This is a genomic window from Paenibacillus sp. sgz302114, assembly GCF_056120345.1.
On record NZ_JBVYOI010000003.1, the window covers coordinates 142,904 to 158,055 of the forward strand.

The 15,152-nt window shown below is 51.3% G+C and carries 18 protein-coding genes; 1 reads left to right on the plus strand and 17 read right to left on the minus strand.

Going from position 1 to position 15,152, the window contains the following annotated elements:
* Positions 1-5: 5 nt before the first annotated feature.
* The 12 genes from AC0LWF_RS09750 to AC0LWF_RS09805 all read right to left on the minus strand — a co-directional run bounded on the left by AC0LWF_RS09750 (position 6) and on the right by AC0LWF_RS09805 (position 10,125).
* Entirely contained in the window at positions 6-815 is an 810-nt protein-coding gene (locus AC0LWF_RS09750; protein WP_474651358.1) for a tetratricopeptide repeat protein, read from the minus strand.
* 135 nt (positions 816-950) lie between these two features.
* Positions 951-1,334: an aspartate 1-decarboxylase gene (gene panD / locus AC0LWF_RS09755; protein WP_474651359.1), complete on the minus strand. Its 384-nt coding sequence runs from the start codon at positions 1,332-1,334 to the stop codon at positions 951-953.
* Positions 1,261-2,217 carry a pantoate--beta-alanine ligase gene (panC, locus tag AC0LWF_RS09760; RefSeq protein WP_474651360.1) on the minus strand — a complete coding sequence of 319 codons (957 nt, stop codon included), beginning with the start codon at positions 2,215-2,217 and terminating at the stop codon, positions 1,261-1,263. The genes panD and panC overlap by 74 nt, the downstream gene beginning before the upstream one ends.
* Positions 2,214-3,128 carry a 3-methyl-2-oxobutanoate hydroxymethyltransferase gene (gene panB, locus AC0LWF_RS09765; protein WP_474651361.1) on the minus strand — a complete coding sequence of 305 codons (915 nt, stop codon included), beginning with the start codon at positions 3,126-3,128 and terminating at the stop codon, positions 2,214-2,216. Before panB ends, panC begins: the two co-directional genes overlap by 4 nt.
* Before the next feature lie 364 nt (positions 3,129-3,492).
* Positions 3,493-4,476, minus strand: coding sequence for a biotin--[acetyl-CoA-carboxylase] ligase (locus tag AC0LWF_RS09770; protein WP_474651362.1), 984 nt, complete (start codon positions 4,474-4,476; stop codon positions 3,493-3,495).
* Positions 4,473-5,867, minus strand: a complete 1,395-nt coding sequence (locus tag AC0LWF_RS09775; protein WP_474651363.1) for a CCA tRNA nucleotidyltransferase — start codon at positions 5,865-5,867, stop codon at positions 4,473-4,475. The genes AC0LWF_RS09770 and AC0LWF_RS09775 overlap by 4 nt, the downstream gene beginning before the upstream one ends.
* Before the next feature lie 30 nt (positions 5,868-5,897).
* Positions 5,898-7,058 (minus strand): N-acetyl-alpha-D-glucosaminyl L-malate synthase BshA, encoded by a 1,161-nt coding sequence (bshA, locus tag AC0LWF_RS09780; RefSeq protein ID WP_474651364.1) that lies wholly within the window; start codon positions 7,056-7,058, stop codon positions 5,898-5,900.
* 138 nt (positions 7,059-7,196) lie between these two features.
* Positions 7,197-7,892 carry a bacillithiol biosynthesis deacetylase BshB1 gene (gene bshB1 / locus AC0LWF_RS09785; RefSeq protein ID WP_474651365.1) on the minus strand — a complete coding sequence of 232 codons (696 nt, stop codon included), beginning with the start codon at positions 7,890-7,892 and terminating at the stop codon, positions 7,197-7,199.
* Positions 7,892-8,308: a methylglyoxal synthase gene (locus tag AC0LWF_RS09790; RefSeq protein ID WP_474651366.1), complete on the minus strand. Its 417-nt coding sequence runs from the start codon at positions 8,306-8,308 to the stop codon at positions 7,892-7,894. Before AC0LWF_RS09790 ends, bshB1 begins: the two co-directional genes overlap by 1 nt.
* 66 nt (positions 8,309-8,374) lie before the next feature.
* Positions 8,375-9,190, minus strand: a complete 816-nt coding sequence (dapB, locus tag AC0LWF_RS09795) for a 4-hydroxy-tetrahydrodipicolinate reductase (protein ID WP_474651367.1) — start codon at positions 9,188-9,190, stop codon at positions 8,375-8,377.
* The gene (locus AC0LWF_RS09800; RefSeq protein WP_474651368.1) at positions 9,187-9,735 is read right to left on the minus strand and encodes a tetratricopeptide repeat protein; all 549 of its coding nucleotides are present in this window, start codon (positions 9,733-9,735) and stop codon (positions 9,187-9,189) included. The genes dapB and AC0LWF_RS09800 overlap by 4 nt, the downstream gene beginning before the upstream one ends.
* Positions 9,736-9,789: 54 nt before the next feature.
* Positions 9,790-10,125, minus strand: coding sequence for a nucleotide pyrophosphohydrolase (locus AC0LWF_RS09805; RefSeq protein WP_474651369.1), 336 nt, complete (start codon positions 10,123-10,125; stop codon positions 9,790-9,792).
* A gap of 255 nt (positions 10,126-10,380) precedes the next feature.
* Here AC0LWF_RS09805 and AC0LWF_RS09810 point away from each other — a divergent pair, with 255 nt between their 5' ends.
* The gene (locus AC0LWF_RS09810; protein WP_474651370.1) at positions 10,381-11,247 is read left to right on the plus strand and encodes a YitT family protein; all 867 of its coding nucleotides are present in this window, start codon (positions 10,381-10,383) and stop codon (positions 11,245-11,247) included.
* Positions 11,248-11,311: 64 nt separating this feature from the next.
* Here the strand turns inward: AC0LWF_RS09810 and AC0LWF_RS09815 are convergent, their stop codons facing one another.
* The 5 genes from AC0LWF_RS09815 to AC0LWF_RS09835 all read right to left on the minus strand — a co-directional run bounded on the left by AC0LWF_RS09815 (position 11,312) and on the right by AC0LWF_RS09835 (position 15,104).
* Positions 11,312-12,232: a sporulation protein YpjB gene (locus AC0LWF_RS09815; RefSeq protein ID WP_474651371.1), complete on the minus strand. Its 921-nt coding sequence runs from the start codon at positions 12,230-12,232 to the stop codon at positions 11,312-11,314.
* Between the two features lie 42 nt (positions 12,233-12,274).
* The gene (locus AC0LWF_RS09820) at positions 12,275-12,859 is read right to left on the minus strand and encodes a DUF1405 domain-containing protein (protein ID WP_474651748.1); all 585 of its coding nucleotides are present in this window, start codon (positions 12,857-12,859) and stop codon (positions 12,275-12,277) included.
* A 125-nt stretch (positions 12,860-12,984) separates the two neighbouring features.
* Positions 12,985-13,863, minus strand: a complete 879-nt coding sequence (locus AC0LWF_RS09825; RefSeq protein WP_474651372.1) for a c-type cytochrome — start codon at positions 13,861-13,863, stop codon at positions 12,985-12,987.
* A gap of 22 nt (positions 13,864-13,885) precedes the next feature.
* Positions 13,886-14,557 carry a menaquinol-cytochrome c reductase cytochrome b subunit gene (gene qcrB, locus AC0LWF_RS09830; RefSeq protein ID WP_090574015.1) on the minus strand — a complete coding sequence of 224 codons (672 nt, stop codon included), beginning with the start codon at positions 14,555-14,557 and terminating at the stop codon, positions 13,886-13,888.
* Positions 14,558-14,573: 16 nt separating this feature from the next.
* Positions 14,574-15,104 (minus strand): QcrA and Rieske domain-containing protein, encoded by a 531-nt coding sequence (locus AC0LWF_RS09835; RefSeq protein ID WP_474651373.1) that lies wholly within the window; start codon positions 15,102-15,104, stop codon positions 14,574-14,576.
* Positions 15,105-15,152: the final 48 nt, after the last annotated feature.

Here is a 15,152-nt window from a genome sequence, read left to right on the forward strand (position 1 = left end):
TAAAACTAAAGTTGGCCGCTCCCGAAAAATAAGGATAAATGCCCGCTGTGCTGCTCGCATGATTTCATATTGGACAGCGGATCTGTAAAGTTCGGATCAGCCTCATGCGCCTTCTCAAAATACCTCGTCGCCTGTTCCAAGTTCATGCGAACCGCTTGGATACACCCTAATGCATTAAGGCCAAGCGCCTTCCATTTCGGATGCTCCGTCACTTCCACGAGCAGCGTAAAGTGGCGCTGCGCTTCATTCCATTCCTGCATATGCATATAGGTCATCCCGAGGAACAGCCTTGCCCGGTTGTCATCCGGCGCCAATCGCACCGCTTCTTCAAAGTGGTTCGACGCTTCACGGAACATAAACAGTTTAAAGTAGCCTTGCCCCTTTGACATCGATTGGCATAAATCAATGGCTGCTTCGTCGTACCCATCGGCACCTGCAGCAGCATGTGAAGCCGATTGCTGTGGTGCAGGAGACTTGCTGGCAACATTGCGTTTGATCGCCGCTGGCGGCTGTGAAATGGTCTTCGGATACCCAAGCGCTTGCGGTGGAGCTGCAAGGTCGTTCTTCTGTACATGCGCTTGTGATTGCGATTCAGCTTGCGATTTCGACTGAGCTTGCGCTACCTGCTGCATCTCGCGGGAATCTGCCATTTTTTCTTCAAACTGAAGCCATTGCTCAATGAAATCGTCGCTGAATTGCTTAAGCGTTGCGAGCTTTTCATCCATCTGCTTACGCTGCATGTCATTTGCACTTGGATAATGAATAATAATATCTTGGAGCATTTCCTGCATTGTAGCAAATACGTGCTTAATCATAGTACGCACCCGCCCTCACGCCGTATTGGTGGTCATAAAGAGTGAATTGTTATGCTCATTCTTTGCGCCGGCGCGTCTTTTCATACTCGTGCCCAACCGTTTCACAACACTGGCATGAGGGGAGGGTGGATGGGATTACATCATTGTGGCGTGAATTTCTTCTCCAAGCACTTGAGACGGCTTATTCGCTGCATCAAGAATAACAACCTTCGGCTTATAAGAACGTGCTTGCTCATCGGTCATTATGCTGTATGCGATAATAATGACATTGTCGCCAGGCTGAACAAGCCGCGCTGCAGCGCCGTTCAAGCAGATGACACCTGAGCCGCGCGGACCTACAATGACGTAAGTTTCCAATCTGGCGCCGTTGTTGTTGTTAACAATTTGCACTTTCTCGTTCGGCAAAAGATCGGCAAGCTCCATCAAGTCTTCATCAATGGTGATGCTACCCACATAATTGAGGTTCGCCTCTGTTACTGTTGCTCTGTGCAGCTTCGATTTCATCATCGTTCTGAACATGTACGCCACCTCCTTGCAGTTCGAATACACGGTTATCAATTAAGCGAGTGCTGCCGAATTTGACAGCAAGCGCGATAATAAGAGTACCTGAGAATTGGGATAAGTCCTGATTCATAGCAATGCTGGATAAGGATGGATAAGTCAAAACTTCGGCATAATCAATGACTGCTAACGGTGCTGTCTCAATGGACGACTGAATACGTTTCGCAAGCTCTTGCGTTGACATTCCTGCCTCTTGGAGCCACGAATCAGCCTCGCGTAACGTCTGAGACAAGACGACCGCTTGCTGCCGCTGCTCCTCGTTCAGGTACACGTTGCGCGAGCTCATCGCAAGTCCATCTGCTTCGCGTACCGTTTCGCAGCGGACGATCTTTATTTGAATGTTCAGATCATGGACCATTTGTTCAATAACGGCAACCTGCTGAGCATCCTTCATTCCGAAGTAAGCATGGGTAGGCTGGACGAGGTTGAACAGCTTACTGACAACCGTTCCAACTCCGTCAAAATGTCCCGGTCTTGAAGCGCCGCACAGTCGGTCCGTCACATCGCTGATCAGCACACGGGTTAGCGGTTTCGTCGGATACATTTCCTGAACCGATGGCATAAATAGAATATCTATTCCGTTCTTCTCAGCAATTGCCGCATCTCGCTCAATATCCCTTGGATACCGGTCAAAATCTTCATTCGGTCCGAATTGAAGCGGGTTAACGAAGACGGACAATACGTTGAAATCGCATTCTTCGTCTGCGCGCCGCATGAGACTGGCATGCCCCTCGTGCAGGAAGCCCATCGTCGGCACAAGCCCGATTCGACCATCCGGCGACAGCTTGCGCTGCTCGGCTAGGTGCTGTCGCAGCTCTCCAATCGTCGTACAACGAATCACGATACGCCGCCTCCTTTGGTTGGCTGCTGCTGTTCTTGCTCGCTTGTCGCCGCTACTTTACTCGCGCTGCCGCTGCCATATAGATTGTGCAGAATCTCCTGCTCCATTGGGAACGCATGCTCTTGCTGCGGAAACTCCCGTTCTTTCACATCTTTGACATACGAACCGATCGCGTTCCGAATCGTCGTGCCAATGTCGGCGTACGTCTTCACCATGCGCTTTGCCTGATAAGGAGATGCATATTGCAAAATATCATGATACACAAGTACTTGCCCGTCACAGCCACGGCCTGCGCCTATTCCGATGGTCGGGATCGACAGCGCCGACGTAATCGCTTCGGCAAGCGGCTCTGTAACAAGCTCTAGCACGATGGAGAATGCGCCGGCCGCTTCAAGCGCCTTCGCATCATCAATGAGCTTCCGGGCTTCGGCTTCAAGCTTACCTTGTACCTTGTAGCCGCCAAGCTGATGCACGGATTGAGGCGTTAAGCCGATATGCCCCATAACCGGAATGCCGGCTCTGACACATGCCGCTACTTCCTCTGCGATCTCTGCGCCGCCTTCCATCTTGACGGCATGCGCTCCGCCTTCTTGCAGAAGTCTTGCGGCATTGCGAAGTGTCGTTTCCTTGCCGAGATGATACGTCATGAACGGCATGTCTGTGATGATAAATGTATGTGCAGCACCGCGAGCTACCGCTCGTGTGTGGTAGACCATATCGTCTAATGTGACTGGAATTGTCGTATCGTACCCGAGTACGACGTTGCCGAGCGAATCACCGACCAGAATAACATCAATGCCGGCCTCCTCGGCGAGCTTTGCTGCGGGGTAATCGTAGGCGGTTAGCATGGAAATTGGCTCGCCGCTTTGCTTCATCTTCTTAAGCTTCGTAATAGTCAACGGTTGTTTCATTGCTCCGTCCTCCTTACAGATTGGATTTGTCGAACTCCGATTATGGTCGCGATTGCCTACCTAAAGCTTTCACGATCGTAAGGAGTCCTATGTGATCAACACAAAAAAACCTTCTAGCCGCCGCTAAAAAGGTTCCAATCCATAAAGGAACGTGTTGCTGCCATAAATTCATATAGCTTCCTTCTGTCTCGGTCCCTACGGCTCAGAGCAGAATGCGTGACGTGAATGGACACAGATTACATTGCCGCATGCTGAAAACTCCACTTGCTGGTGCAGTTCGCATTTGAGTAGCGATACCGCCCTTAAACGGAGCATGACTAGTAAGGCGAGTATACCAAAAAAATGGTTCCGCGTCTATGAACGGTTACCCCTGCCCAGGCACTTGTTCCGCAGAAAAAATCGGGATAATCGACCCATCTTCTTTCTCCACCAGCAATGCGCCTTGGTCGCTCAAACCGACAGGCGTTGCGGTAATTTCACCGCCAGCGACTAGCAGTTTACGAGGTTTATGCAGCGTCACCGAAAGTGCCTCCCAGAGCGTCTTGATCGGAGCAAAGCCATCCTTCAAGAAGATTGCATATAGCTGCTGGAACTGTGCGAAGAAGGCCGCGATAATCTCCGCTCGGTCGAGCGTCCGCCCCAGCTCAATTGCGAGCGATGTCGCTATATCGTGCAGCTCAGGCGGATAATCGTCATGCGACAGGTTGACGCTGATGCCGATTCCTGTAACTACGTAGCGCAGCCGCTCGTCTTCTGCGGTCGATTCAAGCAGAATGCCACTAATCTTCTTGCCGCCGATAAGCAGATCATTCGGCCACTTAATGCCGATGTCGAGTGGCGCTGCAACGCTTCTTAGCGCTCGACATAGCGCGACTGCAGTTAGCAAAGTCAGCTGCGGCGCGAATTGCAGCGGAATGCCCGGACGCAGAACATAGCTCATATAGATGCCCTTGCTTGAAGGCGACACCCATTTGCGTCCCATCCGCCCCCGACCGCTCGTCTGCTGCTCAGCGATGACAAGCGTTCCTTCTGGAGCGCCGTCTTCGGCTAGCCGCTGTACGATATTCTGGGTCGAGTCTACGGATTCGAACAGCTTGACGTTCTGCACAAGCGACACGCCTTTGTCCTGGAGCTGATGCATTAGTTCAGGCAGGGTCAGCCTGGAAGGACGGCCAATCAGCTTGTATCCAAGCCTGCGTGAAGCTTCGATTAAATAGCCTTCCGATTCAAGCTTCTTAATATGCTTCCACACCGCTGTGCGGCTGATATGCAGCTCTTGGCTGAGCAGCTCGCCAGATATATAGCCTTCCGTCTGCTGCTCCAGCATTTGTAAAATTCGATTGTTCATAACGGCTCCTCATTGGCAGCTAGCCCGATCGCAAATCTATGGGCAGCGTAATTAAGCAACGGCTGCTTCTCATTCGGCACCTCGCCAAGCGCGGCGGCGAGCAGCAGCCCATTCATCATTTGGCCAAGCCATGGTCCTGCCGAGCGGCCCTTCTCGAGAGCTTGCACGTCGCTGCCTCTAACAGCTAAGTCTTTCAGTACAACAGCGGGAAGCTTGTCCATGCGAAGTTCCAGCTGAGCTAGTAGCTCTTCGCCAGTAGCCGCTTGCGGCGACGGCGAATGCGACGATGACGAGTGCGAGTTCGATGGAAACAGCGGCATTAGCACTGGTATCGCCCTCATTATGCGCAGCCATCCGCGGGCAGCTGCGATACCGTACTTGCCGACGATCAGCCGGACCCACTGGTCACTTAGCTGCTCATCTGATAATGTATCGCAGCTGCTCGTCAGCTTGCGATGCAGTCCAAGGACAGCCGCAAGCTGTGCGCTGCGGGCTGTCGCGTATTTCAAGGCGGAGAACAGCTCCGCTCCTTGCTCCTCTGTGAACTGGAGCGCGATACATAGCGCAGCCCAGCGGTCTTCTGGCTGCCCAAGCTCAATCAGAGCTCGTATCGCAATCTGCTGCGTATGCTGCGGCGTCTTGACAGGTCCGCTTGTTTGCCACATGCGATAACGCGCTGCGGCTGCAGTAAGCGGCTCAGGCAGCGGCACCTTCGTGTACACGAGCAGCTCGCTAACAGCGAGCAATGCTGCTGCGTGCTGCGGCCCGCTTCCGCCGATCATCTTGTCCAGCTCTAGCCCGATACGCTCCATCGCAATATGCGCGAGCAGCCCGCGATGCCGCAGTATCGCTCGCCAAGTGCCATGCGCGATCCGCAGCTTGTACGCGGCTGCGAAACGAACCGCTCTCACGATGCGCAGCGCATCCTCCTGCAGCCTCGCATCTGCATCGCCAACACAGCGTAGCACTCCGCGGCGCAAATCCGCGAGCCCGCCGAACGGATCAACGATGGTGCCATCCGCACGCATCGCCATGCTATTGATCGTAAAGTCTCTCCGCAGCAAATCCGCTTCAAGACTGGTCACGAACTGAACCTGCGCCGGCCGCCGGAACTGTTCATAGGCCGATTCCGTCCGAAACGTCGTAATCTCGTACGTTTCCCCATCATGAACGACGGTTACCGTACCATGCTGAAGCCCTGTCGGAATCGTATGCGGGAACGCCGCGATCACTTCCTCCGGTGCCGCAGAGGTCGCGATATCGACGTCCTTCAGCTCCTTGCCGAGCAGCGTGTCACGAACACAGCCGCCGACGAACACCGTTTCGAAGCCGCGCTCCTCCAGCACATGCAATAGAGGGAGAGCCTTCGTCAGCGCATCACTCCATGACATTAGGCTCTCCCTCCTTTTTGACTAACCTTCTTATTCACAGACCGGCACAGGAATATCAGCTTCAATTCCAAGCACCTTATAATAGATCCGCTCGTATTCTGCCGTTATCAGATCATTGCAGAATTGACGGCGAGCACGATTGAGGCACGCCTCACGGAATTTCGAATACATCCCTTCGCTGCGCAGCAGCTTAATCGCGTTGTATGCCATCTCGTCGGTATCGCCAATCGGCGACAGGAAGCCGGTTTCGCCATGTGTGACTAGCTCCGGAATACCGCCTGCGATCGACCCGATCGTCGGAACGCCACATGCCATTGCTTCCAGTGCAACAAGGCCGAAGCTTTCCTTCTCCGAAGGGAGCAGCATCACATCCGCAATCGAGATGACCTGTGCAACGTCATCCTGCTTGCCGAGGAAATGAACACGGTCCTGCAAGCCAAGCTGATTAATGCGCATCTGCACCTTCGGCAGATCCGGTCCTTCACCGACGAGAAGCAGGCGGCTCGGCACCTCTTTCACGACTTTTGCAAATATATCAATGACATCGTTTAGTCGTTTAACCGGACGGAAGTTCGAGATATGCATCAGAATCTTCTCATCCTTGCTCGCAAAATCACTGCGCAGCGAGCTGCATTCACGCGGATAGTAGACTCGTTTATCGACAAAGTTATACGTCAATTCAATCGGCTTATCGATATCGAGCAGCTCGCGCGTTTCTTTAATCAGATCGTTCGAAACAGCCGTAACGGCATCGCTCTTGTTAATACCCATGCGAATAAGGTCTTTCAGCGATTCATCCTGCGCAAGCACCGTAATATCTGTGCCATGCAGCGTCGTTACCGTTCTCAGCTCGTCGCCAACCATCTGTTTAGCCAAATACGCGCATACCGCATGCGGTACCGCGTAATGCACATGCAGCAGATCGAGCTTCTGCATCTTCGCAACCTGCGCCATTTTGCTTGCTAATGAAAGATCATAGGGCGGATAACGGAAGACATAGTAATCGTTAACTTCAACCTCATGATAGAATATATTTTTCTGGAATTGCCCCAAACGGAACGGCACGCTGTGCGTTATAAAATGAATTTCGTGCCCCTTCTCTGCAAGAAGCTTCCCCAGCTCCGTTGCGACAACGCCTGAACCGCCTAATGTCGGATAACATGTAATGCCGATTTTTAAGCGTTTAGCCATGCTTCACACCCCCTGTTGTTACAACGCTACTGCCTATGTATATGCCAAAAATAAAAAATTCAGCTTTACATTTAGAAAATAGAACTTGCTTACCCCGTATAAACGGCTGCCTCAGAGAAACTTATAAATTGTATAAAGTTAAAATAAAGTTACCGCATGTGGACGCCTAATTGCAAATCCTTCGCCGTATCCGAACCCTCTCGTCTGCCCCAGCAGCATGTCTCTTGCCTCGACGCGCTGGATATAGCGGTCTGTCAGCGGAGTCCGCACACGGTCTTCGCCTTCCGCGGGAGGCGCGAATTGCGAGCGGTATGCTTGCAGCGCACGAATCTTCGTATCCATATGCTCGCTAATGTCCGTAATCAAGCTGACATCGTTCTGGTCATTGATGTAATAGAAGTACAGATGCTCGACTTGTACCGGCGGCAGCTCCGGCAAGTAATTACGAAGCTTCGCATTGAAGACCGCCTCTTCGATCAGCCGGCTGCAGATGACATGGTCCGGATGACGGTCCGACCAATACGGCGCGAACACGAGACGCGGACGAACCCGGCGGATCTCGGTGACGATTGCAGCGAGCTGCTCCGATGAACCTGTTAAGCCCCGGTCCGGCAGTCTCAGCACGGAGCGATCGGATAGACCAAGCACCGCAGAGGCTTCGGCGGCTTCCTGCCGCCTCGTCTCCACGGTGCCGTTCGAAGACATCTCCGCTTCCGTTAAGTCACATATTGCTACTTTGAAACCAGCTTGCACATGCTTGGCAATTGTGCCGCCCATGCCAATCTCAACGTCGTCGGGATGCGCGCCAAATGCTAATATATCAATCGTGCTCATTAATTTTCACCCGGCTTATATTTGTGGACAAGTTCCCGCCATGCAAAGTCGCCGCGCTGCAATGCGCGCACGAGCAGCTCGGCTGTTGCTACGTTCGTCGCCACTGGAATGCCCTGCACATCGCAAAGGCGAAGCAGTGCAATAATATCCGGCTCATGCGGCTGGGCCATCAGCGGATCACGCAAGAAAATAATAAGGTCCATTTCGTTCTGCGCAACGAGCGCGCCGATCTGCTGGTCGCCGCCAAGCGGCCCTGACATAAAGCGGTGGAGAGACAGCTTCGTCTGTTCCATAATGCGGGTACCGGTCGTACCTGTCGAATATAAGGTATGCCCCTGAAACACATGCTCATAGGCTGTTACGAAATTGACCATTTCATCTTTCTTTCGATCGTGAGCAATAAACGCGATATTCATCTCTCTCTCGCACCTCTCTCGTATCCACGGTTTCTCTCTATAGCAGCCTGCCCCTTCGGTAAGCTGTTAGTCCATTAAATGCTCGAAACCATAAATAAGTCCCGTATAAGCCATTACTTTCTTGCATGCTACACTGACGCCCGGCATATATCCGGCACGCTCATAGGAATCATGGCGAATCTTCAATGTTTGGCCGTATCCGCCGAACACTACTTCTTGCTGTGCAAATACGCCTGGCAAACGAACACTATGTATACGGAATCCATTATAATAGCCGCCACGTGCGCCTTCGATCACTTCTTCTTCCTTCGGATTACCTTGGCGGAGCTCTTGACGCGATGCCGAGATCAGCTCAGCGGTCTTGATCGACGTACCGGAAGGCGCATCAAGCTTCTGATCGCCATGATATTCGATAATTTCAACATGAGGCATATATTTGGCAGCTTGCGCCGCGAATTGCATCATTAGAATGGCACCAATAGAGAAGTTCGGTGCGATCAAGCCGCCGATGCCCTTCTCCTTGCAAAGCTCGTCCAGCTCAGTGATCTGCTCCGGCGTGAAGCCCGTTGTGCCCATGATTGGGCGTACGCCATGAGCGATTGCCGTTCTTGTATTGCCATAGGCGGCATGAGGTACAGTGAAATCAACGAGCACGTCAGCGTTCGCAGCTGCAAGCGCCGCTTCAAGATCAGCGCTTACTGTTACTCCGCAGGGCTGGAGTCCGACCAATGTGCCTGCATCGATCGGACCAGCGGATGGTGATACCGCCGCAGCCAGTGTCAGCATTTCATCCTGTAGTACCATTTTCACAACTTCTCGGCCCATTCGGCCGCTTGCTCCAACTACTGCAACGCGAATTTGTTCATTTGACACAAGTTTCACCTGTTCCTTCTCCGTTTAGTTCGCCCACTCTTCGCTCGCAATGTCCGACTCCGGCGGTTCATATCTGCAAACAGCCTCCGGGCTGCGGAGTGCTCCGGCTCGAGTCGAACCGCATCACGCGCGCAAGCAGCCGCTTCATCGTAGCGGCTAAGCGTCGCATACGCAGCGCCAAGCATGAGCAGCGCTTCTATATTCAGCGGGTCTAGCCTTGAAGCTTCGCGTAACAGCTCCAGCGCATCTTCGGTGCGCGCCGGATTGTTCGACAAGATGCTCTCCGCTTCAATGACGAGTGCTTTTGCTTTTACATTTTCCAGATGAAACTGGTATTCTATTTGTTCTGGATTCAAGCGTACGGCCTGCTCTGCAAGCGTAAGCGATTTCTGCCATTTTCCGCTGCGGGCGCAAGTAATGGAGCATTTGTAATACGCCGCTCCATTCGTTGGTTCCAGCGCAATCGCCTCTTCAAAGTGTATGATTGCCTGTTCAAAATCGCCGCTTAGGATGGCTTCGTAAGCTTTCTTAATGCTGCTGCTATCTCCGTCCATCCGCCCATCCTCCTTGTACACAGGTTGATGGTACAGCATATGTAAGGAGGTGAGTTACTGTTCGACGTTTTTTCGCGTCCAACGGTCCGCATCCCGAGTATTAAACTTATTCATTACACGGTCATGCGCTTCCGCAAGATCGATGCCTAAAGAATTGGCGAAGCAAATGACGATAAATAGAATATCGCCGAGCTCCATCTCGATGGAATTATCAGCTTCATCCGCTTTCTTCGGCTTCTCGCCATAATGATGGTTCACTTCGCGCGCAAGCTCGCCCACTTCCTCGCTCATTCTCGCGAGCATAGATAATGGGCTGAAGTAACCTTCCTTAAACTGCGAAATATAGTCGTCAACCTCGCGCTGCAGGTCTGCTATCGTTTTCTGAGACAACGTGTAACATCCTTTCTTGACGTATATAAATTCACATGATTCACTTGTACAAATTTCTATCATGTCTCCGCGAAACGTTAGCTTCTTACCACCAGAGAACGGCGACAACCGTTAACACTTGGACAACCAACTTCTCTTCCCATATGTTATATCAAAGCGCTTTTGAAAACAATGCTTTTGACAATCCCTGCAAAGAGACATACTATGTTATAGCCTTTATCATTTTGCGACCATTTGAAAGGAGTAGCATCTTAGATGAAATTCAATCTCTCTCAGCTCCTGCACACGCTTCCGCTAGTCATGCTGGGGACAGCCATCTATGCTTTTGGTTTACAGTACTTCGTTATACCTAATCAACTCATGGAAGGCGGCGTAACAGGCGTCGGGATTTTGCTAAACTACGCGCTCGGCTGGCCGTTATCCATCACCACGCTCGTGCTTAATATTCCGCTGTACTTTCTCGGGTGGAAGGTGCTTGGACGCTCGCATATCGGCTACACGATATTCGGATCCGTATCGCTCTCCGTATTCCTTGCTTTAATGGAGAAACTCATTTCCTCCGGTTGGATTGAGCCGTTCCGCACTTCAAACGATTACATACTTGCTGTACTGTATGCCGGAGTGACGCTTGGCAGTGGCCTCGGTATCGTCTTCCGATATGGCGGAACGACTGGCGGCGTTGATATTATTGCGCGAATTGCAACGAAGATGAAAGGCTGGAGCATGGGACAAGTCATCCTTGTGTCCGATATCATCGTTATTGGACTCTCCCTGCTCTATATCCCGAAGGAGAAAGTGTTGTACACGCTCGTAGCCGTCTTTATCGCGTCCAAGCTGATTGACTTCATTCAAGAAGGCGCATATGCAGCGAAAGCGTTCTCCGTTGTAACAGATCATGGCGAAGAGATGGGCAAGCTTATTAACGAGACGATGGACCGCGGAGTCACGCTCTATCCGGCTAGGGGAGCCTATTCCGGCAAACAAAAAGAGGTCGTATACTGCGTCGTTGCCCGCCATGAAATCCGGCAGCTCAAAACGATTGTTCGCAGTATCGACCCACTTGCATTTATCATTATTACCGACGTGCACGAAGTGCTCGGCGAAGGCTTTAAGGAAGAATAACCGAACCGAACCGTACCACGCCGCACCGTACCACGCCGCCCTCGTCTAGTTCACCAAGATCCGCTTATTTTAACTTATTGCGGGATACCGCTTCTCCCTCATCCCGGTAGATGCTATATTTGCGCCAGCCTGCAAAGCCAAGAATGGCCATTACGAAAGCGGCGATGAACATTTCAACGATCTGACCGCTGCCCTTGCGATATTCGCCAATTGTCATACCCGGCGTTATCGCTTCGGCTAAGGCAGGCTGGCCATCCGATAATCGGAACAGCCGGCTCGCAGCTGAATCAAGCCCATTCAGCGCATATAGCACCTCCTGCGGCTTCACCGTTCCCCCACCCACGGCTGCCAAGATCCGCTCCGTATACGTAATTTGAGCCTTCACCGCTTGAATCTGACTCTCATCCCGCTGCATAAGTGCCGCTATTTCAAAACGATCCATATGATCGCGATAGATATCCAGGTTCACCTTAGCCGCTGCGACGTGGCCTTCAATCTGAGATTGCCACGCTACTTTGATACGGTTCTCATCATCCTTCAGCACGCCTTCATATTGCAGCCATAGCGGGACTGTTGGACGATAGAGCGCATCGCTCGCGAGCTTGAGCTTCGCTGCCTCGAGATACCATTGCTGGCTCATCCCTTTCTCAGAGACCCTTTGCTTCATCTGCTTCACGGTTTGATCGAATGCAGCCCAGCCCGCTTCTGTTCCATTCTTACGGACAGCTTCGTATGCGCTCAGCCCTTCGATCCGCTGCAACAACGTGTACACGACTTGTCTGTTAGCATCATTTGCAGCCGTATATAGCTGATCTGTCAACTGACTCAGCTTCGATAGCGGGCTGCTGTCCAGCTTGTCCGACGCCGTACTCTCAACAGCGGGAGTTGGTGCCGCAGCTGCAGCTTGCGAAGCAAATCCGCCTATCGCCAATACTCCTATAATCACTGCACTGCAGAGCAGCGCGAACAACGATGATGCTCTCATGCTCATCCCTCCCCTAATTAATTTATGGGGGGATGTCCAATCTTAGACCTTCCTAAGCGATATAAACAGCCACGTCAGCAGTAGGCTAACAACAGAAAGGCCCATCGTAAACGATTGAATCGCTCCGATGTTATTCTCAAGCTCATCCGGAAGCCACGGAAATACGAAGTAGGTGTAATCAATCGTATCATTGAGCAGCAACCACACCAGCGCAAGGAATGCAGCAAATCGACCAAAGATGAAGAAACGGATGAACAGAAGCGCTTCAATAGCCATCCCGAGGTGCGAAACGATGAGCATATAATGCTCCCATTGCAGCTGATCGCCTTGTGCGCCACCTGCCAAGATCATCGTGACCGCCCAAAATCCGTATTTGATCGAGGTAACGACGCCTAGCGCTTCAATAATGGTGCGCAAGCCAATATAAATCGGACTCGGCTTCGATAACCGAGGGTAGAGCAGAAACAGTAGCGATAAGGTGAAAAACAAGCTTGCTGTCGGACTGTCCGGCACGAAAACAACCTGCCATAGCGACTGGTTCTGAAGCGTATATTCAATTTGCTGGCCATACCATATGTATCCGTATATTGTACCTGCCGCGTTAATCCAGAACAGCGTCCAAAGCATGAGCCGGCTCGTGAGCAGCTTCCGGCTAACCAATACACTTGCAGCATTCACGTCGAACAACCCCTTCAACAATTTGAAAAAAACCTGATCGCTTAGAACGATCAGGTTTTAGTTTATGCTATAAGCTATGCTTTTTTCTGTTTAGCAAGCCAAGTCGTCAGCTGATCGATTTCCTCAGGGCTGAGCTTGTCTTTGAATGAAGGCATGTTGTTTTTACCGTTAGTTACGATATCAACAAGCTCTTCTTTCGAGAATTCATCACCGATTCCGTGGAACGATGGAATGCCCGCACTTTCATTACCTTTAAGATCAGCGCCGTGACATGCCACGCACTGTGCTTTCTGTGTAATTTGAACAGCAGGATCGTCTTTACCCACGAGTGGAATATCAACTGGTGCAGCTTCGGCGCTACCGCCGGATGCAGCCGCTTTCTTAGCGGCTTCCTCTGCTTTCTCTTCACGAATGATATGCTCTGGAACCGTGTTCGTCAGCTTCAGCTCGTGCTGGTAGTGATCCCACGATTGTTTCGTCAGGTAGAAGACAGAGATAAGCGACATGAACATCAGAATCGCTGTAATTGGACGTCTGTAGAAACGACGCTCTTTGCCAGTATCCAGGAATGGAGCCAGTAGAAGCGCGCCGAAAGCAACACCAGGAATACCGACTGTACCGAGAACGACGTAGTCCTTCGATACGTATTGCAATTTCAAAAATTGATACAGGAACAGGAAGTACCAGTCCGGCATCGGAATAAACGCAGCATTTGTAGGATCTGCAGGGTAACCAAGCGGAGCCGGTTCTGCAATCGTCAGAACTAGGAATCCGACGAGTACAACGACACCTACCATCCATTCTTTCAGCAGGAAGTTCGGAATGAATGCTTCCGATTTACCTGGGTAGGAAGAATAGTCAGGAGGGATAGACGGACCTGTCTTCGCTTTTTTACGAACCCGCGAATCACCAACGAATACGACTTTTTCGTTCGATTTGTGACCGTGTGCCATTCGCAATATGCCTCCCTTCGGCTTATAGTGGTCCCGAAATACCTTGCTTCCGGATCATAAAGAAGTGTGCCGCGAGAAGCGCAAGAAGCGCACCTGGCAGGAAGAAAACGTGAATTGCGAAGAAGCGAGTTAACGTTTCAGCGCCTACGATCTCTCCGCCTTGCATCAGTTCTTTGATATATGTACCGATATACGGCACGGATTCAGCGATTTGAATACCGACCTTCGTCGCGAAGTAAGCTTTGTTATCCCACGGAAGCAGGTAGCCTGTGAAACCAAGTCCGAGCATGATGAAGAAAATCAACATACCGACAACCCAGTTCATTTCGCGAGGTGCCTTATAGGAACCCGTAAAGAATACGCGAAGCGTGTGTAGGAACATCATTACAATTACAAGACTCGCTCCCCAGTGATGCATGCCGCGAACGATACCGCCGAATGCAACTTTGTGCTGGAGATAGTCAACCGATTTGTAAGCGTTAATGATATCTGGAACGAAGTACATCGTCAGGAACATACCCGACAAAATTTGAATTACTGTGATGAAAAACGTCAATCCGCCGAAGCAATACACGAATGCAGAGAAGTGATGCGCAGGGTTTACGTGCTCCGGAACTTCGTGGTCCGCAACGTCCCTCCACATCGGCGTAATATCAAGACGTTCATCAATCCAGTTGTATACACCTTTCATCATCTGAGCTTACGCCTCCTTATTTCACCCGTGTGTTTGCTTTAACTGGGCCAAGATACACCCATTCATTCTCAATCTTCAAGTCATATTCATCGAGCGGCTTCGGAGCTACGACCAAGTTTTTACCGTCCTTGGTGTAATGTGCTCCATGGCACGGACAAACGTACTCGTTGTTCTTCTCCGTGTTCCAGCCAATTGTGCAACCCAAGTGCTTACAAACCGGGGACAACGCGAATGCTTTTCCGCTGTCATCCTTGGAGATCCAAGCTGTCAATTCTGGATCGCTGACATACCAGCCGTCCACTTGGTGAATTTTGAACTTGAACTCTTGAGGTTCGTTCGTAAGTTTGCTTGCTTCAACTACTTTAATCCACGTTCCGGCTGATTTCTTTTGCAGAATTGGATCAACCGCGAAACGGATCATCGGTAGTGACATGCCTGCAGCCATGAATGCGCCTGCGCCGCCTAGCGTATACGACAAAAATTGACGTCGAGATATGCCACGTTTAGCCGTGCTATTCGCTTTATCCTGTTTTCCATGGTTACTCATCTTCTGTTCTACCCCCTTTGCTGAGCCATATCTTGTGTTCTGCCGGAG

Excerpts from the sequence above, each read along its gene's own strand:
- AC0LWF_RS09835 (WP_474651373.1), bottom strand. The coding sequence starts at position 15,104 with ATGAGTAACCATGGAAAACAGGATAAAGCGAATAGCACGGCTAAACGT.
- AC0LWF_RS09775 (WP_474651363.1), bottom strand. The coding sequence starts at position 5,867 with ATGTCATGGAGTGATGCGCTGACGAAGGCTCTCCCTCTATTGCATGTG.
- bshA (WP_474651364.1), bottom strand. The coding sequence starts at position 7,058 with ATGGCTAAACGCTTAAAAATCGGCATTACATGTTATCCGACATTAGGC.
- panD (WP_474651359.1), bottom strand. The coding sequence starts at position 1,334 with ATGTTCAGAACGATGATGAAATCGAAGCTGCACAGAGCAACAGTAACA.
- qcrB (WP_090574015.1), bottom strand. The coding sequence starts at position 14,557 with ATGATGAAAGGTGTATACAACTGGATTGATGAACGTCTTGATATTACG.
- AC0LWF_RS09800 (WP_474651368.1), bottom strand. The coding sequence starts at position 9,735 with ATGGACGGAGATAGCAGCAGCATTAAGAAAGCTTACGAAGCCATCCTA.
- AC0LWF_RS09820 (WP_474651748.1), bottom strand. The coding sequence starts at position 12,859 with ATGCTTTGGACGCTGTTCTGGATTAACGCGGCAGGTACAATATACGGA.
- AC0LWF_RS09810 (WP_474651370.1), top strand. The coding sequence starts at position 10,381 with ATGAAATTCAATCTCTCTCAGCTCCTGCACACGCTTCCGCTAGTCATG.
- AC0LWF_RS09815 (WP_474651371.1), bottom strand. The coding sequence starts at position 12,232 with ATGAGAGCATCATCGTTGTTCGCGCTGCTCTGCAGTGCAGTGATTATA.
- bshB1 (WP_474651365.1), bottom strand. The coding sequence starts at position 7,892 with ATGAGCACGATTGATATATTAGCATTTGGCGCGCATCCCGACGACGTT.
- AC0LWF_RS09750 (WP_474651358.1), bottom strand. The coding sequence starts at position 815 with ATGATTAAGCACGTATTTGCTACAATGCAGGAAATGCTCCAAGATATT.
- AC0LWF_RS09825 (WP_474651372.1), bottom strand. The coding sequence starts at position 13,863 with ATGGCACACGGTCACAAATCGAACGAAAAAGTCGTATTCGTTGGTGAT.
- AC0LWF_RS09790 (WP_474651366.1), bottom strand. The coding sequence starts at position 8,308 with ATGAATATCGCGTTTATTGCTCACGATCGAAAGAAAGATGAAATGGTC.
- panB (WP_474651361.1), bottom strand. The coding sequence starts at position 3,128 with ATGAAACAACCGTTGACTATTACGAAGCTTAAGAAGATGAAGCAAAGC.
- AC0LWF_RS09770 (WP_474651362.1), bottom strand. The coding sequence starts at position 4,476 with ATGAACAATCGAATTTTACAAATGCTGGAGCAGCAGACGGAAGGCTAT.